Genomic DNA, 18,671 nt, shown 5'->3' with positions numbered 1-18,671 from the left:
TAAGTAATTTCTAGAAGGAGTTTTACATGGGCATTCGCATTACAGGTACTGGTCTTTATCACCCAGAAGATGTTATTACCAATGAAGAGTTGGTCGAAAGTTTAAATGCTTATGTGGAACAGTACAATCAGCAGAATGCTGGCAAAATTGCAGCAGGTGAGCTAGAAGAACGTCGTGGCTCAAGTGCAGACTTTATCGAAAAAGCCTCAGGTGTAAAACGCCGTTATGTAGCAGAAAAAACAGGTATTTTAGACATCAACCGTTTACGTCCTAATTTGCGTGAACGTGGGGATGATGAAATTTCGCTACAAGCGGAATGGGGTGTAATTGCAGCAAAACAAGCCATGCAAAATGCAGGTGTGACTGCAGAAGATATTGATGTGGTGATATTGTCATGCTCAAACTTGCAACGTGCTTATCCTGCGGTGGCGATTGAAATTCAAACTGCGCTCGGTATTCAGGGTTATGCCTATGACATGAATGTGGCATGTTCTGCTGCGACTTTCGGCATTAAACAAGCGCATGATGCGATTAAAGCAGGTGCGCGTCGCGTGTTGTTGGTAAATGTCGAAATTACCTCAGGTCATAACGACTTCCGTTCACGCGACTGTCATTTTATTTTTGGTGATGTAGCAACGGCTTCCATTTTAGAAGAGACTGAAACCAAAGCCGGTTTTGAAATTTTGGACATGAACCTGTTCACTCAGTTTTCGAATAATATCCGCAATAACTTCGGTTTTTTAAACCTAAGTGAAAATGCAGATATTGACGACAAACGTTTCCATCAAGATGGTCGTAAAGTCTTTAAAGAAGTTTGCCCGTTAGTAGCCAAAATGATTACTGCGCAACTGGAAAAGAATCAGATTGCACCAACCGAGGTGAAGCGTTTCTGGTTGCATCAAGCCAATGCCAGCATGAATGAACTGATTTTGAAATTGGTGGTCGGTAAAGAAGCAGCTCAACCAGGTTTGGTGCCTATTATTTTAGATGAGTTTGCCAATACTTCTTCGGCAGGGGTAATTATCGCTTTACACCGTACTGCACATGAAGTCGACAACGGTGAATATGGTGTCTTGTGTTCATTTGGTGCAGGTTATTCAGTGGGCGCGATCTTGGTACAAAAACGCGATGCTGCATAAGTTTTGCAAAATTGCATAAGATCAGCAAACACTTAATTACAGCTATTAAAAGTTCCTTCTCCTTCGGGAGAAGGCTTGGATGAAAGGATGGATCAACCGCAATATTCTTTTCTCACAGACTCATACATAATAAAAACACCGAAAAACTTTATGAAAAATAATGCTTAGGTTAAGATGGAGCATCTTTTAATAGACCTATTTTGAAAACCTATGCAACCATTTGTTCTATATAACTCAGAGCAACGAAAGAAAGTTGAATTTGTTCCGCGTAAAGAAGGACATATCGACATGTATGTCTGTGGTATGACGGTTTATGATTACTGTCATATTGGGCATGCGCGGGTTATGGTTGCATTTGACTACATCATTCGCTTTTTACGCAGTCAAGGTTGGAATGTGAAATATGTGCGCAACATAACTGACATTGACGACAAAATTATTAAACGTGCCAATGAAAATGGCGAGAGCATTCAAGCTTTAACAGATCGTTTTATTCAAGCCATGAATGAAGATGCGGCAAGCTTAGGTTGTGTAGAACCTGATGCTGCACCACGTGCTACTGAATATATTGATCAAATGCAAAATATGATTGGTAATTTGGTCAATAAAGGCACGGCTTATCCTGCAAGAAATGGCGATGTTTATTTTCAGGTCGAAAAATTTGACAAATATGGCCGCCTTTCAGGTCGCAAGCTAGAAGACATGCAGGCAGGGGCATCTGAGCGGGTTGATGTTGAAGTTGATAAAAAGCATCCATTTGACTTTGTTTTGTGGAAACATGCCAAAGAAAATGAACCCTCGTGGGCTTCGCCGTGGGGCAATGGACGTCCAGGCTGGCACATTGAATGTTCTGCCATGTCCACTTGCTGCTTGGGCAATCATTTTGATATTCATGGTGGTGGTTCAGACTTAATGTTCCCACATCATGAAAATGAAATTGCTCAGTCTGAAGCATCGACAGGTGAGCAATATGTAAATTATTGGATGCACGTTGGTTTTATTAATGTCGATGGCGAAAAAATGTCAAAGTCATTGGGTAACTTCTTCACTATCCGTGATGTAATGGAAAAGTTCCATCCTGAAGTGATCCGTTACTTTATTGTTTCTTCGCATTATCGTAGCCCTGTAAACTTCTCAGATGTTGCCTTGAAAGAAGCGAAAACTGCTTTATCACGTTTCTATCACTCATTTAAAGCTTATCAACAAGCTTATGGTGCGAAAACTGTTGAGCCGTTAGATGAGGCTTTGGTAGAGCGCTTTAATGCTGCAATGCGTGATGACTTTAACACTGCAGACGCGATAGCAGTTCTGTTTGAAGTCAATAAAGAGCTGAACCGTGCGGTAAAAGAGCAGCAGGCAGAACAGGCGGCTGTGTATTATTCAACCTTGCGTCATTTGACCAATATTTTAGGTTTGTTACAGCATGATGTAGATGAATTCCTGAAGTCTGATATTGGTCAGGATGCTTTGGGTCTATCTGAACAAGCTATTGCAGACCTGATTCAGCAACGTCAGGATGCCAAAAAAGCCAAAGACTTTGCTCGTGCCGATGAAATTCGTCAATCTTTGCTCGATCATGGTGTAGTCTTGGAAGATACTCGTCAAGGTACGGTATGGCGTCGTGCTGATTAATTGAGCGTTTGGAAGCATAGAGAGTTGACAGTTGTATGAAATTCTCTATAATTCAGTTCGATATTGCGGGAATAGCTCAGTTGGTAGAGCACAACCTTGCCAAGGTTGGGGTCGCGAGTTCGAGTCTCGTTTCCCGCTCCAAAATTTTAAAAACGCTTATCAAAAGATAAGCGTTTTTTTATGGTTGTTTGTTATAGTTAGCTTACAGACAGCTTTGTAGATGGTTTTGATCCATAATTTTTTAGAGCATTTGCATTGAAATATGCTTCTGAGCTAGTTCTAGCTTTAGCTTTATCTGCAACTTTGAATAAATAAAAACAAATAGCCTAAGCTCAAATATGATTAGGATTCTTTCAAAAATAATTTTTGAATCACTGCAAAGGAAATTCCCTCTCCTTGTAGGAGGGGGTTAGGGAGAGGTTTTTTCTAAGAACCTCCCTCATCCTAACCTTCTCCCAGAGGGAGAAGGAACTTTCAATATCCATTTAAATATGAATATAACGATCATTTCTTGAATTATGAAAGATATCTATTGTTTTTCACTTGAAGCTCAAGTCAAAAAGCGAGTTAGCTAAAACAGCACACAAAAATGCGTTAAAACAAAAAACACACTCAGAATCAAAGCTTAGAATTGCATAGATATGCTAAAATTGCGAAAATCTAAGTGGCTCTAATAAACCTGTTTTATTAGGCTGCAAACCATACTTTATTTAAGTCCAACATTGAACAGAAAACATGCCAAATACCATTGATTTTCAATCTGTAGCCTTAGAAACATTAAAAATAGAAGAGCAAGCATTGCAGGTCTTAGCCACGCAAATTGATCAGCGTTTTAGCCGTGCCTGCGAAATTATGTTGCATTGCAAAGGGCGTGTTGTGGTCACAGGTATGGGAAAATCAGGTCATATTGGTCGTAAAATGGCTGCTACTTTTGCCTCTACAGGTACGCCGTCTTTCTTCATGCATCCGGGTGAAGCAGGGCATGGTGACTTAGGGATGCTGGTACGTGGCGATGTTTTAATTGCCATTTCCAACTCAGGCAAAAGTGACGAAATCATGATGTTGATGCCACTCATCAAGCATCTAGAAGTGCCGCTAATCACGATTAGCGGTGATGATCGTGGGCCAATGCCACAAAATGCCGATGTGGCACTGACATTGGGTAATATTCAGGAAGCTTGTCCGCTTGGTTTAGCGCCAACCTCCAGTACTACAGCAACCTTGGCTTTGGGGGATGCTTTGGCGGTCGCATTGCTTGAGGCGCGTGGTTTTACAGCCGATGATTTTGCTCGTTCACATCCTGCGGGAGCATTAGGAAAACGTCTGTTATTGCATGTAAAGCATTTGATGCACACGGGTACCGAGCTACCAAAAGTTGCACCAGATACACCAATGAACAAAGTGTTATACGAAATTTCAAACAAACGTCTAGGTTTAACCACAATTGTGGATGAAAATGATGTCTTATTAGGCATTTTCACCGATGGTGACTTACGTCGTTTAATTGATAAGCAACAGGGCTTTGATGTGAATTTGCAAGTCGGGCAAGTGATGACACAGCACCCTGCAACTATTTCAAAAGAAGCGCGTGCAGTTGAAGCTTTAGAACAATTACGTGACCGTAAAATTAATCAGTTTGTGGTGGTGGATGATGCTAATAAAGTCATTGGTGTGATCAGTATGCATGATTTGATTCAAGCAGGGGTAAACTAAACAATGGCATCTTATATTTTATTAGAGCAAGCGCGTCATATTGAAGCTTTGGTTTTAGATGTCGATGGAATTCTAAGTGATGGTTTTGTCACCTTAACCAACAGCGGTGATGAAATTAAATCATTCGATATTCGTGATGGTTTAGGCATGAAACTGGTGCAACAAGCAGGTGTTAAAGTCATTATTATCACAGGGCGTAAAAGTCATATTGTAGAAAAACGCATGTCTGATTTAGGCGTAGACTTGGTTTATCAAGGGCGTGAAGACAAAGGTACAGCCTTACAGGAAGCGTGTGCACAACTGGGTTTATTACCTCAAGATTGTATGTACATGGGTGATGACTGGCCTGATCTTTCTGCGTTTTCGATTGCAGGAATGAAAGTCACAGTGCCAAATGGACATATTGAGGTACGTCGTCGTGCCGATTTGGTTACGCAAGCCATGGGTGGTCGCGGAGCTGTACGTGAAATCTGCGATATGATTTTAACCGCAAAAGGTGTGTACCAAAGCTTACTTGAAAAATATCTCAGCTTCCCTCATTAATTAAGTCATACATTCAAAGGTTTGAGTTACAGCCCCACTTATGGATACTAAAGTTTTATATGTTACTGCGATTGCAATTGCAGCTGTAAGTGGTGGTTATTACTATTACAGCGGTAAAGGCAAAAAACTGGAAACCGACGCTGCTCGCTCTATGACTTATAGTGCAGAGCAAATTCATCTCACCCAAACAGATGAGCAGGGCAATTTATATGTGCGTGCGCAAATTGACCGTTTAGAGCAAGACATGCAACAAAAAACCTCTAAGCTGGAAAATGTAAACGCATCAATGTATAAAACGGGTGAGGTGGATGCCACTTTTTTCGCCAAACAGGCACAAGGTTTCAATGACAATGAAAAAGTTGTGTTGTCAGATCAAGTGTTGGCAACCAAGTTACTCACTCAAGGCAAACTAACGCTTGAAACTGCCGAGTTGAATGTTTTTCCTAAAACACGTGAAATCAGTACCGACAAACAAGTGACCGTACAATCTCCACAGGCTGATTTTATTAGTCAGGGTTTAAAAGCCAATTTAAATGACGGGCAATACGAATTTTTTAATATTCGAGGAAAGTATGAACCATAAATCTAAGCTTACAGATCCTAAAGCGTTGATAAAACAAGCAGTAATTGTGGGCTTGGTAGTGCTTTCATCGGCAGGTGCATGGGCAATTCCGTCAGACCGCAGTCAGCCTATTACTTTATTAGCCGACCGTGCGACCTTTAGTGAACGTACTGGCGTCACCACGTATACAGGCAATGTGGTGATTGAACAAGGCACCATGAAACTTCAGGCAGATTCGATTGTTGCTAATCTGAACAGTAAAAAAGAAATTAGTGTCATTACGGCAACGGGTAGACCTGCACAATTTCAGCAAAAAACCGATCCTGCTAAAGGGCTAGCGAAAGGCCAAGCGCAGAAGATTGTTTACAATGCAGAAACAGGCATTATTACCTTATCGGGTGGTGCACTTTTAGAACAAGATGGTGCCAGTATTCGTGGTAATACCTTGCGTTATAGTATGAACAAAGGTGATGTTGAAGCGATTGGTACACCGAACAAAACCGGCTCTGAAGCGGGTCGTGTAAAAATTGTGATTCCACCATCAAGTTCAAAATCATTCCCGGGAGCGCGTGATTAATGGATCAAACGAGCGCAGCACAGGACAGCGTCCAGTACGGTCAACAGACTTTATGTATTAAGCATTTAGCCAAAAACTACAATAAACGCTGGGTGGTAAAAGACGTTTCATTTGAAATGAAAAGTGGTGAAATTGTCGGATTACTTGGGCCGAATGGTGCGGGTAAAACTACCAGTTTCTACATGGTTGTAGGCTTGGTGCGCATGGATAAAGGGGAAATCCACTTAGATCAATTGGATTTGTCAGACCTTGCCATGCATGAACGTGCGCGTAAGGGGATTGGCTATTTACCGCAAGAAGCCTCTATTTTCAGAAAGTTGACCATCTCTGAAAATATCATGGCTATTTTAGAAACACGCAGAGATTTAAATAAACAGCAACGTCAGCAGCGTTTGGCAGAATTGCTGGCAGATTTTAAAATCACGCATATTAAAGATTCATTAGGGATGAGTGTGTCTGGTGGTGAACGCCGTCGCGCAGAAATTGCCCGTGCTTTGGCAGCAGACCCTAAATTTATGCTGTTAGATGAGCCTTTTGCAGGGGTCGATCCTATTTCTGTCGGTGATATTAAAGATATCATTCGCACCTTAAAAGATCGTGGCATTGGCGTATTAATTACCGACCATAATGTCCGTGAAACTTTAGCCATTTGTGAACGTGCTTATATTGTTAGTGAAGGTTCAGTGATTGCCGAAGGTACACCGCAAGAAATTCTTGAAAATGAAATTGTACGTGAAGTTTATTTGGGAGAAGACTTTTTTGTTTAAAGCTTGAATAATCTGATCGTTATTGGTTTGTGCAGCTTGTAGTATAAGTTGCAGAACAGCAAGTTGTGTAAAGATTTTTTTTAACCTTCTACCCTCAAAGGTATAGAAGGTTTTTTCATAGTGACTATCAGTCCAAATACGTTATAACTCTAAATACGTTATCACGCTCAACACGTTATAATGATCAAGTTTTCATTGAACTGGTTGATTGATTTGGAGTGTTATGCCATTTACCATTGCTTCGCCCATCACTTTTGAAGAAGAAATTAAAAAAAGTCGATTTCAGGCAATTGCCGTACCTGTAGATAATGAGCAAGCGGTAAAAACTTTTTTGGAACAACAGCGTGATCCATCTACCACACATCAATGCTGGGCATGGAAAATTGGGCATCAATTACGTTTTAATGACGATGGCGAACCGTCTGGTACGGCAGGACGTCCCATTTTAGCCACGATTGAAGGCAATGAGTTGACCAATATTTTGGTTTTGGTGAATCGCTGGTATGGCGGTATTAAACTAGGCACAGGCGGTTTAGTACGTGCCTATGGCGGTTGTGCAGGACGATGTTTGGCTCTGGCAGAAAAAGTAGATCTGATTGAGAAGAAGACCGTGCAATTTGCCTGTCATTTTAATGAGTGGGCAATTTTACAATACGAGCTGAATAGTCAGCAGATTGAGTACACCGAAGACTACACCACCGAAGGCGTGTTGGTAAAGGCATTCATCCAAGTCCATCAAATAGAACCTTTAACACTAAAATTACAAGATATTAGCCGTGGGCGTGAACAACTCAAAATCCTTGAGGATGATCAAGATGACTGAAGTAAACTCACCTGACCCTTTACTGAAATACCGTGAGCAGCATAAACACCGTTTAAATTACATGCCGTGGTTATATTGGTCATTGAAACCTAAACATCGTGTATGGGCAGAAGCTTGGCAGCAGGAATATCAAGCTTATTTAATGGCAATGGAAACGGTGGAGATTGGCAAAAACTGTTTTATTTCCCCTTTGGCACATATTTTTGCTGAGCCGGGACGTAAAATCAGTATTGGCGACAATACCTTTATTGCCGCCGATTGCACTTTGCATGGCCCTTTAGAAATTGGCAATGAAGTTGCGATTAATCACCACTGTATTTTAGATGGTGGCAGAGTTGGAATTAAACTCCATGATCAGGTGCGTATCGCAGCTTATTGTCATTTATATGCGTTTGATCATGGCATGGCTTTGGATCAGTCCATTTATCAACAAGCAGTACGTTCACAAGGCATTGAAATTGGGAAGGATGTTTGGTTAGGTGCGCATGTTGGTGTTAAAGATGGGGTGAAGATTGCGGCACACGCAGTCGTTGGTATGAACAGCATAGTCACCAAAGATGTTCAGGAACGGGAAATTGTGGCGGGAAATCCTGCCAAATTGATTCGTTATCGTGAATAAGTACTATACAGCAAGACTAAATCTTTAAACTTCATTACATTTTTTTGTGTCCCTGCAACACGAGTTGTGTTAAGTTAAAAATAACAACTAAAAAATAGCCTGCAAAAGACAGTAAGAGAGGCAACAATGAAACGTGTAATTGCTTGTATTGATTCTTCGCCTTGTATTAATGCGCTTGCTGAAGCTGCTGCGTGGATTGCAACACAAACTCAACGTGAATTGGTGTTATTACAAGTTTTGGATTATTACCCCGCTAGTTATCATTTGGGGGAAATTAGTGGTGTAATTGGCTTTGAAAGTAATGCCATGTTACTCAAAGAATTAGCCGAGTTAGAACAAAAACAAAGCGAATTAGCACTCGATTATAGCAACAATTTATTGCAGCACATTTCCAGTATGATTCAGGAAAAATATGAAATTGTAGCTACTCAAATTCAAGAAAAAGGCGATTTTCTAGAACAAAGCTTCAGTGTGTTGAATGAAGACGATATTGTGGTGATTGGACGCGTGGGCGAAAAATCTGCTGAACGGAACAAGGCTTTAGGGAGTAATGTTGAAAACTTTATTCGTGGTGCAAATTGTACCGTGATGACTGTGGGAGAGCATTTTAAAGCACCAACCCGCTTTATTTTTGCTTATGAATATTCCCCAACTTGCATCAAAATGATGAAGCGAATTGCACAAAGTGATTTGCTTAAATTACTGCAATGTCATTTGCTTTATGTGGGCGATCATCCTGAAGTTTTAAATGAACCTGCAGATTTTTTAACAGCAGCGGGTTTAGATGTAGTGGTGGAATATCGTTATGGTGATGTAGCTGAAAATATTTTAGATTATCAACGTGAACATGGTATCCAATTGATTGTACTAGGGGCATTTAGTCACAGTAAAATTCATCAATTTTTCTTAGGCAGCATTACTACAAATATTTTCCGTAACTCAACTGTGCCTTTATTGGTGGCTAAGTAAAACTCCTATGAGTCAAAAATATCATTTTATAGACTGTTGAGTTGAACTGTTGTAAATGCTAGCTGACTGTCCATGGTTATCCGCATATATTGTGGATAACTGTATGGACAGTATATGTAACATTATAATATATAATGTAAAATTGCATCAGGTTGTTTTTTAACCTTGTATTGACTTTACTTTACAATCGCTAAAGCAAAGCCATCATGTCCTTTGCTGCCTACAGTTTGCAATGCTGTGCACGATAAAATTCGTGGATGGTTTTGCATGGCTTTGAACATATCACGAATCCCTTCAATACTTGGTTTGTGATTGTCAGGATTTAAAATTTCACCTGCACGAATGACATTGTCTAAAAAGATAATTGTGCCTGAGCGCGAAAGTTTAAGACTAAGCTCCAAATATTCAGGATAGCTTTGTTTGTCGGCATCAATAAAAATAAAATCAAAAGCTTCGGTATCTTCAGGTAGGGCTTTTAGAATATCTGCAGCACGACCAACTTTTAATTCAATCATTTGTTTTAATTGCGCACGGTCGATATTTTCCTGCCCTAAAGCGGCGTGGGTATCACGTCCTTCAATTGTGAGTATATAACCATCTTCAGGCAGCGCACGTGCCAGCCACATTGTGCTATAAGCTGCGAATGTGCCCAATTCCAACACACGTTTGCATTGATTCATTTGAATGAGCATTTGTAGCAACATGCCCTGATTTGCCGCAACTGCAAGGTGATCTGGAAAACCTTTGGCATCGGTATTCTCTAAAGTTTGCGTCAAAATTGGGTCATGGGGAATTAAATGTGATTCGATATAGTGATCGATATCCGTCCACATTTGTTGCATAGCGTGCTCACCTTTGTTGCGATGTGTGCATTGTAAACTTTTCTGCTCAGAGTGCAATTTATTCACGGAATGGGGGAAGGCGATAATATACAAATAATTTATTTTGCAATAAAAAAAGGTCAGATTTGACCTTTTTAAGAATTAATTTTTAATCAAAGCAAGTTAGAAATTACACATAGATGAATGGCGGCTTAAATCTGGCCCCCAAGTTCGATAACCTTGTGTATCAATATGAATTTGTCCTGAAGCGTATAAACCTAAGCCCATGTTTAAACTTTGTCCATATTGGTGCCAGAACTGACATAATCTGTATTTGGTGCTTTCAATATACGTATAGTCTTCGGCATTCGGGAATTGCGGACCAATTCTAAAATCAATGGCAGAGTTAAATAAGTGACGTGAAGAGTTTGCACCACCTGCACATTGATTTAGTGGTAAATCTCGATAGACAGAAGTGACTTCAAAGTCGGTTAAAACTTTAGAGGCAACCAAATATTTAAATACACGTAGAGTCGGTACTTGGTTTTTCCACAATTCACGACTTGGAATCATAAACTGTGAGCGTCCACAACGCTGCCAATCCCGAGCAGTACGCATTAATTCAAAACTCGGGATAATATTGCCCACACCATTTTGTTCTAAGAAGCGTTCGTACTCACGGACTTGGCGTAAATTGTCACTCACCGCTACCCATGCATTATACGAATAAGGCACAATTTTAGGTGCTACCTGACGCTCGTAGGTGATTTTTTCTTGAGGAATGAAAATTCGTTTTCCATCGGGCGTGGTAATCGTTGTTGTTCTGTTTGGGGTTGAACTACAGGCAACCAAAATAACAGGAACAATGCTGAACGAAAACAGCGCCTTGAAAAATTTCTTCATTAGGCAAATCAGATATTTATTTAAAGTGTCGGTATTCTAATCGAAAATGCGGGTTAAAATTTGAAAATATTGCAATCAAATGTGTGTTTTAGGTATAAAAAAAGATCAGCACAGGGCTGATCTTTTTCACAACAAGACCAATTTACTTTTCTAAGTATTGTAATTTGTCCGGTTTGCCATTCCATTCTTCGCGGTCAGCAGGTTGATCACCAATTTGTGTAATGTTTGGCCAAATCTGTGAAAGCTCGGCATTTAGCTCGATAAATACTTCCTGACCTTCGGGTAACTCATCTTCAGAGAAAATAGCGTTGGCAGGACACTCAGGTTCACATAATGCACAGTCGATACATTCGTCTGGATTAATGACAAGGAAGTTCGGACCTTCGTAGAAGCAGTCTACAGGGCAAACTTCAACGCAGTCTTGATATTTACATTTAATACAGTTTTCAGTGACAACAAATGTCATGGCGACAGCTACCTAAAAATATGATTCTAATTCAGAATGGTCTATTTTAGGCAAAAATCACCACAACTAACAATCGCTTTTACTGATATTTGATATAGACAGTGCTGCTAAATTTTATAAAAGGGGGGATAAAATCATCAAAAAAACTTATAAATGAAAAAGACTCTCAATTAAGAGTCCTTGTGTGGCTAAATTATTTTTGAAGTAATAAAGACTAAGCATTCAATTGTTCCTTTAAAGCATACAACTGTTCTAAAGCTTGTCGTGGTGTCAAATTATCGACATCTATACTGCGTAATAACTCTAATGCCGCGGATGGCTTTTCTACCTCGATTACACGTTCAATCACTTCAGGTTCAGATGAGTTTGTTGCTGGTGCAAATAGGTCATCTTGAACGGCTAAATTGACATTTTTATGCTGCTGCTTTTCTAAAATTCTTAAGCGATTTTGTGCTTCTTTAATGACATTGGCTGGAATGCCTGCCAGTTTTGCCACTTGCAAACCGTGACTTTGGCTGGCTGGGCCTTGTTGGACTTTGTGCAATAGAATCAGGTTGCCATTCATTTCTTTGGCGGTCACGTGATAGTTATCGACCCCTGATTCTTTGCTTAATTCGGTCAATTCAAAATAATGCGTTGCAAATAGACATAAACATTTGATGCGTTTGCTTAAATCCAACACACATGCCCATGCCAAAGATAAGCCATCGTAGGTACTGGTTCCACGTCCAACTTCATCCATCAGCACTAACGACTGTGAGGTTGCATGGTGTAAAATTTGTGAAGTTTCAGTCATTTCAACCATAAAGGTCGATTTGCCTGTTGATAAATCATCGGCAGATCCAATACGGGTAAACACGCGATCAATAGGGCCTAATACGGCAGTTTTGGCAGGCACATAACTGCCACAATAGCCCAGTAGGGCAATCAGTGCGGTTTGACGCATATACGTTGATTTACCGCCCATATTCGGGCCAGTAATAATTGCCAAACGATGATTGTAGTCGAGTAAAGTATCGTTTGGCGTAAATACCGTTTTGCTCAAAGCTTCAACAACAGGATGACGTCCTGCTGCAATTTTAATTCCAATTTCAGGGCTGTATTCAGGACGCGCCCAATTGCGTAAACGTGCTTGATAGGCAAAGTTAGCTAATAAATCAATTTGTGCAATCGCGCTGCTCATCATTTGTAATTGAGCAATGTCTTGGCGTAATTCATCCAATAACATTTCGAACAGCATTTTTTCACGCGCTAAAGCACGGGACTCGCTAGACAGGACTTTATCTTCAAAACTTTTTAGCTCTGGGGTGATGTAGCGTTCTGCATTTTTTAAAGTTTGACGACGGATATAGTGTTCAGGTGCTTGCTCGGCTTGGGCGCGAGTGAGTTCAATGTAGTAGCCACTGACACGGTTGTAGCCAATTTTTAAAGTTGGGATACCGCTTTCTTGCCGTTCTTTGATTTCTAGGTCAATCAGGAATTGCCCTGCATGATCACGGATTTTACGGAGTTCATCCAGTTCACTGTCAAAACCTTCTGCAATGACATTGCCATCACGCAATAGTACAGGTGGGTTTTCGACAATTGCCTGCATTAGCCTTTGATGTAGCCCGTGAAAATCGCCCAGTTCTTCATTCAGGTTTTGAATAAGTGTGGATTGTTGCACAGAAACAATGGGCTGTAAGGCATGACGTAAATAGGGAATTTGCGCACAAGCTTGACGCAGTTGTACTAAATCACGTGGACGTGCGCTACCGAGCGCGACGCGACTTAGTACGCGTTCAATATCACTAATTTCTTTGAGCACCAAACGCACTGGAGATTCATGATAACCTTGTATTAATGCTTGAATTGCATCCAGTTTTGCATCTAACAATGCCGTATCACGCAAAGGTTGCATCAAGGTACGTCTCAGTAAACGGCTACCCATGGCAGTTTGGCAATCGTTGATGAGTTGGAATAAAGAAGTGCCATGATCAAATAATGGGTCAACTAATTCCAAATTACGTCGAGTTACAGGATCAAGCGCAATAAAATCGCTGCTTTGTTCTAATTGAATACTGCGAATATGTGGCAAAGCTGTTTTTTGGGTTTCTTTAGCGTAGTGAATTAACGCTGCCGCTGCTGCTTTGGCTAAGGGTAAATGATCAATACCAAAACCTGAAAGTGTCGATACAGCAAATTGATCACAAAGCGTTTTTTGCGCATTGTTTAGGTTGAAATCGACATTCGGGCGTTTAGTCACAGGGCAGTCAAGCTGCTTTTTAACCTGTTCAATAATATTTGGATCAACAATATCTTCATCGACCACAATTTCGCTTGGCATTAAACGCGAAAGTTCAATCGCGAGTTGTTCAGGCTGATAATCCATTTGCTGAACTTTAAAAATCCCTGCGCTTAAATCCAGTAATGCGATACCAATTTGGTTTTGCTGTAAGCATAAAGAAACCAAGTTGGAAGATTGATGACTGTTGAGCAAGGCATCATCGGTGAGTGTGCCTGGGGTGATAATCCGCACGACTCCACGTTCTACAGGCCCTTTGCCTGTTACCTCGCCAATTTGTTCACAAATTACCACGGTTTCGCCCTTTTTTACTAAGCGAGCGAGATAGCCTTCGGCAGCATGATAGGGCACGCCCGCCATTGGAATAGGCTTGCCGCTGGTTTTACCACGATGGGTGAGGGTAATGCCTAAAAGTTTGGCGGCTTTGTGTGCATCATCAAAAAACAATTCGTAGAAATCGCCCATGCGATAGAACATTAAAGAATGTGGATGTTCCATCTTCACCCTTAAGTATTGCTGCATCATTGGAGTGTGTGAAGATAGGTCAGCCATGATTTCTGTCATGTTCATGCAGTTGAAGTCCTTTAATTTGAAGCGTAATTTAAGTGTAAGTATGTGAGTAGCTTATTTTACGCCATCTTGGTTAAATTAGTGAACCTGCATGTCATTGTTGCTCGCTCTCTAAAATGAGTCGAATGCAGAGTGGTTTAAGCGTTTAAATGGATAATATTCAATTGATCGGGTGTGTTTGTGAGCACACAGCCTTAAAAATATCGCCCATACACTGCAAACCTACAGTTTCAAAAATGATATCGCATAGCTCAAAGAGTTTAGCCGTTGAAAATGTATGATTTGCGAAGTTAAAAGTGAAAATTATTGTTTCATTGGGCTTAATTTTACTGATTTTTCTTGTAATTCATCATTGTAAAAAGCATCGAAATTTGCTCGGTGTACTTCCACAAAACACTGAGTATTTTTGAATGCTTTGGATTGAAAAATACTTGAAGGGTCGAGTGCAAAATCTGCAGGATAATAAAATTTGATGAATTAGCTTAGCAGTTGTTTTCTGGGAGATTCATTTGGAAAGTAGGAGATGTTGTAACATTATGCTGTGGATGGTCTTATTTCTAGCTAGAAGCCGTACTTTGGAAAAACCTCAACTACAACTAAAGCAAGACATGCTATGCGAATCCTCTCGGGCAAATAAACAAGTGTACTGCGACTATTCTTGAATATGGGCAATGTTGACATCTCTAATGCAGCTGAGGGTTTAGCTTTGTTAATCTTTGTTTAAAAAATAATATCTTATTTAATTATAAGGTATATACTAGATTTAACACTTTTGTTCGATTGTTCAGGGGACGTAAAATGCCTGCAAGATTTTTTGGAATTTTTCTGGGTTTAATCGCAGCGGTTTTAATCATTGGTGGATTATTCATCAATATGATCAGTGGTGAAGCTACCGTTGTGGAATACTGGATTTTATTGTTGCTTCCATGTTTTGGTATTCCAATTTTGTCTGCAGTGTGCCTAAAAGAAATTGACTGAGTACAACAGTATAAGTTTTCTTTACAATTAAATTGATAGATGATTGATTTATCGCATTTGATTTTAATGACCCAAAACCCATGTGATCATGGGTTTTTGTTTTTATGGTGAAACAGTTTGTTTTGAATTTTATTTGAATATTTGCCAAGCATCGTTGCAGAATTATGCTGTCAACCAGCCTATCCATCGTTTTAAACTACTCAAAGCTAACAACAATATTTAAGCTCAATAACATGCAGGCATTCCATTATCAGGCGTTGCCAATTTATATTCACTTTGGCGAAGGTCTTCTGTAAAAAATCCAAGAGATTTTAAGACTATTAGCGTAATTTAATTATTACCACTAGAGAGCAACAAGCCGCAGGCGAGCGTTTATCAAGATGTGCAGCGATTAAAGGTCGATTACTGTTTGGCACTCGGCGGTGGCTCTGCGATTGGTTTAGCCAAAGCAAATGCTTTAGAAACTTATTTGCCGATTATTGTAATTCCGACAACTTATGCAGGCAGTGAAATGACTGCGGTGAATGGTATTACTGAAAATCAGTTGAAAACCACAGGCAAAGCAGCTTAAGTTTTGCCTAAAGTAGTGATTCATGAACCTGAATTGACACTCAACAACTTACCCACCGAAATTTCAGCATATTCGGGCATGAATACTATGGCAAATACAGTTGAGGTATTATATGCATAGGATAAAAATCCAATTATAAGTTTAATGTCGGTAGAGGCGATCACTCAACTGGCACAGGCTTTACCTGCAATTGTGTAAGCGTCTCAAAATATGGAGATACTTGAACACGCTTTATATGGCGGATGGTTAGCAGGTGTGTGTTTGGGTTCGGTGGACATAGCAATTCATCATAAAATTTGCCATAGCTTGGGTGGGTGCTATCAATTACCACATGCGTAAACCTATGCCATTATGTTGGCGTATTCAGTGCACTACAATCGACATGCGGATATTTCTACAATGAATTATTTGACAACAACTTTAAATGTGCAGATCGGGAACAGTTGGGTTTAGTGATTTATCAGCATAATCAAAAATTTAATATTGTAATGCGACTTAAAGATTTATGATTACCCGAAACAGCACCTGCTGAAGTGGCACTTATTATCAGTGGCAGTCCATATTACAATCCACGCGAATATGACTATGCTGAATTAGAGGATTTATTGACAAAAGCTTATTGGGAACAAGCACCAATGTACTGCTGCTGATAAACAGCCTAATAGATAAAAACCGAAGCCACTTAGACTTCGGTTTTATTTGCTGTGACAAATTACGGTTTATACAGACCTAAATCTTGTAAATGTAATCTAAGAATACGTCGCAACTCCAATACGGCTTCTGGTGTTTCCTGAATGGAATGTCCGCCTTTAATAATTTTTTCTGAAACAGCACCATCTAAGTGCGCACTGTTGTAATGCACCACATCATCATTCATCAGTTGATGCTCTGTGCTGTCAGTATTATTGCCAATAATACTGTGATATTTAAATCCTTTAACAGGCAAAATATTTTCAGTTAATTGCGTAAATTTGGAATTTTTACTTAAATCACTCGGACCGTTTTGAATGACGCCATGTCCAATTTCTTTGGTCAAGTTTTTTAAATCGACCTCATGTTGCTGTAAGGCGTCAGCAAAGGCACTTAAAAATGCAGTCGGTAAGCGAATAACTTTACGTGCAGCTAGAGTAAACCAGCGGTCTGCAAACTCTGTACCTTTATGCGGTGCAGCCAAGAATATTGCACGGTTAAAATTGTTAATAGGTTTGATACGCAAACGTGCTTGCAACAAAGGATCAGACCGAAAGCGTTCAAACTGTCGGTTATTGAGCATTTGCATGGCAGGTTGAGTTAAGTCGGTATCACTGACTAACAAACGCGCCAAAATACCGCCCATGCTGTGTCCAATCAACACAGCATCTTTTTTGGCAGCAGCAGAAGGGCTAACCTGTTTAAAGCCTTGTTGAAGTAGGGCGTAAATTTGGAAACGGCTTTCTAAAATTGGCATATTCGTTGAGTAAAACACTTGCCAAACTTGGAAGTTTTCTCGTAAAACAGAGTCGCCCATAATATCGTTGGTTAAGCGAATCCACGCTTCAGGACTACTGGCCAAACCATGAATGAGGACAATGACTTTTTTATTCGGATTATACGGCTCAAGTAAGTACAAATGCGGCATACTGAGTCGTTCTTCACGATCAATTAAGGACAAATAAGCCGATTTACCTAAATTATTTTGCGCTAACCACAAGCCATAAGGTGCAGAAAAGTTTGCGGCAAGTGGATACTGCTTTTGCGCAATTTGAGCAGACTCGTATTTATACGGATCATAAGCTTTGAGCTTAAAATGCGGCTGATTTAAAATATCTTCAATGGAATTGGCACTATGCGGTTCTGCAGTGATGGTCGCGGCTAAATAGCGTGCTTGATGAATGTTAGGATTTTTTCCTGCAGGATAATCATATTTTAGGGGATCAATAATATATTTGCTTTTGCTCAAATCATCGTTTGGATTTTCAGGTAGTACCACTAGAAATTCAGACCCAAAACCATCACGGCGGGTGATCGAGCGCAAACCCGAAAAGTTCAGGTTATAGGTTGACATCAATTGCTGAATTTTTTGTTGTTTCAGCTGTGGGTAGTAATCAAAATCAATATCGTAAATGCTGTTGCCAACACGAATTTGTTGTTGTAATTCATTGTGTTTATAGCGCAGCGCATAGCTGCTGACCAATTTGGCAATCGCTTGATTATAAAAATCCCGAATTTGGACCTGTCTGTTATCAAAAATACGGTCTTGCGGCGCACGTTTGGTTTTAAACATGTAGGCGTAACTATAACGAATACTTTGATCGAGCATATGCAATTGCTGATCTAAACATTGTTCATAATTGGCCTGATGAATTTTTTGTTGTTCCTCCGATCTTTTACTGTTCAAAATACTGATTTTGCAGGACGATGAGTTTTCCAGTTCAATCGCTTTTGCTAAATATAATTCACTGGCGGTTGAGAGGAGTTGTTCATCCTGAATTTGTGGTATTTGTTTTAGTGCAGTCACACATTCTTCAGGTTTTTCGGCACAAATATTGGCTTCACGTCCTGTCATCGACAAGACATTTAAACTGGCTTCACTGAGTTTCTTACGTGATAAAATACTATCGCGCTCATTGGCAATGCTGACTTTTAATGCCTGATTCTTAACACTAACTACCTGGCAACCAGACAGCAGTGTTGTACTGAGCAATGCAGCAATCACAATTTTATTCATGGAGAGTTTGGCTTAATTTTTTAAGAT

18 protein-coding genes and 1 tRNA gene are annotated in these 18,671 nt (G+C 40.1%); 14 read left to right on the top strand and 5 right to left on the bottom strand.

Annotation, left to right across the window (positions count from 1 at the left end; all coding sequences use genetic code 11):
- Window positions 1–26: 26 nt before the first annotated feature.
- From AC0T5Z_RS08220 to AC0T5Z_RS08170, 11 genes are all read left to right on the top strand, one after another.
- The gene (locus AC0T5Z_RS08220) at window positions 27–1,139 is read left to right on the top strand and encodes a beta-ketoacyl-ACP synthase III (protein ID WP_291341257.1); all 1,113 of its coding nucleotides are present in this window, start codon (window positions 27–29) and stop codon (window positions 1,137–1,139) included.
- A gap of 210 nt (window positions 1,140–1,349) precedes the next feature.
- Window positions 1,350–2,771, top strand: coding sequence for a cysteine--tRNA ligase (gene cysS / locus AC0T5Z_RS08215; protein WP_291341259.1), 1,422 nt, complete (start codon window positions 1,350–1,352; stop codon window positions 2,769–2,771).
- A gap of 65 nt (window positions 2,772–2,836) precedes the next feature.
- Window positions 2,837–2,912 (top strand) — tRNA-Gly (locus AC0T5Z_RS08210).
- 594 nt (window positions 2,913–3,506) lie between these two features.
- Window positions 3,507–4,484, top strand: a complete 978-nt coding sequence (locus AC0T5Z_RS08205; protein ID WP_291341262.1) for a KpsF/GutQ family sugar-phosphate isomerase — start codon at window positions 3,507–3,509, stop codon at window positions 4,482–4,484.
- A gap of 3 nt (window positions 4,485–4,487) precedes the next feature.
- The gene (locus tag AC0T5Z_RS08200; RefSeq protein WP_291341264.1) at window positions 4,488–5,027 is read left to right on the top strand and encodes a KdsC family phosphatase; all 540 of its coding nucleotides are present in this window, start codon (window positions 4,488–4,490) and stop codon (window positions 5,025–5,027) included.
- 40 nt (window positions 5,028–5,067) lie between these two features.
- The gene (gene lptC / locus AC0T5Z_RS08195) at window positions 5,068–5,610 is read left to right on the top strand and encodes an LPS export ABC transporter periplasmic protein LptC (RefSeq protein WP_291341265.1); all 543 of its coding nucleotides are present in this window, start codon (window positions 5,068–5,070) and stop codon (window positions 5,608–5,610) included.
- The gene (gene lptA, locus AC0T5Z_RS08190; RefSeq protein WP_291341267.1) at window positions 5,600–6,166 is read left to right on the top strand and encodes a lipopolysaccharide transport periplasmic protein LptA; all 567 of its coding nucleotides are present in this window, start codon (window positions 5,600–5,602) and stop codon (window positions 6,164–6,166) included. The genes lptC and lptA overlap by 11 nt, the downstream gene beginning before the upstream one ends.
- Window positions 6,166–6,933, top strand: coding sequence for an LPS export ABC transporter ATP-binding protein (lptB, locus tag AC0T5Z_RS08185; protein WP_291341269.1), 768 nt, complete (start codon window positions 6,166–6,168; stop codon window positions 6,931–6,933). Before lptA ends, lptB begins: the two co-directional genes overlap by 1 nt.
- A gap of 223 nt (window positions 6,934–7,156) precedes the next feature.
- On the top strand, window positions 7,157–7,756 hold the full coding sequence (locus AC0T5Z_RS08180) for an IMPACT family protein (RefSeq protein ID WP_291341271.1): 600 nt from the start codon (window positions 7,157–7,159) through the stop codon (window positions 7,754–7,756).
- Window positions 7,749–8,375, top strand: coding sequence for an acyltransferase (locus tag AC0T5Z_RS08175; protein ID WP_435337072.1), 627 nt, complete (start codon window positions 7,749–7,751; stop codon window positions 8,373–8,375). The genes AC0T5Z_RS08180 and AC0T5Z_RS08175 overlap by 8 nt, the downstream gene beginning before the upstream one ends.
- Window positions 8,376–8,501: 126 nt before the next feature.
- Window positions 8,502–9,344, top strand: coding sequence for a universal stress protein (locus AC0T5Z_RS08170; protein ID WP_435337073.1), 843 nt, complete (start codon window positions 8,502–8,504; stop codon window positions 9,342–9,344).
- Between the two features lie 176 nt (window positions 9,345–9,520).
- Here AC0T5Z_RS08170 and AC0T5Z_RS08165 read toward each other — a convergent pair whose 3' ends face one another.
- From AC0T5Z_RS08165 to mutS, 4 genes are all read right to left on the bottom strand, one after another.
- A complete protein-coding gene (locus AC0T5Z_RS08165; protein ID WP_291341277.1) occupies window positions 9,521–10,186 on the bottom strand; it encodes an O-methyltransferase in 666 nt (221 codons plus the stop codon).
- A gap of 162 nt (window positions 10,187–10,348) precedes the next feature.
- On the bottom strand, window positions 10,349–11,068 hold the full coding sequence (locus tag AC0T5Z_RS08160; RefSeq protein ID WP_291341278.1) for a D-Ala-D-Ala carboxypeptidase family metallohydrolase: 720 nt from the start codon (window positions 11,066–11,068) through the stop codon (window positions 10,349–10,351).
- Window positions 11,069–11,210: 142 nt separating this feature from the next.
- Window positions 11,211–11,534: a ferredoxin FdxA gene (fdxA, locus tag AC0T5Z_RS08155; protein WP_291341280.1), complete on the bottom strand. Its 324-nt coding sequence runs from the start codon at window positions 11,532–11,534 to the stop codon at window positions 11,211–11,213.
- 214 nt (window positions 11,535–11,748) lie between these two features.
- The gene (mutS, locus tag AC0T5Z_RS08150) at window positions 11,749–14,388 is read right to left on the bottom strand and encodes a DNA mismatch repair protein MutS (RefSeq protein ID WP_435337074.1); all 2,640 of its coding nucleotides are present in this window, start codon (window positions 14,386–14,388) and stop codon (window positions 11,749–11,751) included.
- 798 nt (window positions 14,389–15,186) lie between these two features.
- On the opposite strand from mutS, the gene AC0T5Z_RS08145 reads away from it, so the two are divergent.
- The 3 genes from AC0T5Z_RS08145 to AC0T5Z_RS08135 all read left to right on the top strand — a co-directional run bounded on the left by AC0T5Z_RS08145 (window position 15,187) and on the right by AC0T5Z_RS08135 (window position 16,276).
- On the top strand, window positions 15,187–15,366 hold the full coding sequence (locus AC0T5Z_RS08145) for a hypothetical protein (RefSeq protein WP_004973110.1): 180 nt from the start codon (window positions 15,187–15,189) through the stop codon (window positions 15,364–15,366).
- A gap of 382 nt (window positions 15,367–15,748) precedes the next feature.
- Entirely contained in the window at window positions 15,749–15,937 is a 189-nt protein-coding gene (locus tag AC0T5Z_RS08140; protein ID WP_435337075.1) for an iron-containing alcohol dehydrogenase, read from the top strand.
- A 210-nt stretch (window positions 15,938–16,147) separates the two neighbouring features.
- Window positions 16,148–16,276, top strand: a complete 129-nt coding sequence (locus AC0T5Z_RS08135) for an iron-containing alcohol dehydrogenase (RefSeq protein WP_291338671.1) — start codon at window positions 16,148–16,150, stop codon at window positions 16,274–16,276.
- A gap of 373 nt (window positions 16,277–16,649) precedes the next feature.
- On the opposite strand, the gene AC0T5Z_RS08130 is transcribed toward AC0T5Z_RS08135, so the two are convergent.
- A complete protein-coding gene (locus tag AC0T5Z_RS08130) occupies window positions 16,650–18,644 on the bottom strand; it encodes a lipase family alpha/beta hydrolase (RefSeq protein ID WP_435337076.1) in 1,995 nt (664 codons plus the stop codon).
- Window positions 18,645–18,671: the final 27 nt, after the last annotated feature.

This window comes from Acinetobacter pengchengensis, from assembly GCF_982235305.1.
The sequence above is the reverse complement of the archived record's forward strand: the minus strand, read 5'-3'. Positions and strand labels throughout refer to the sequence as shown.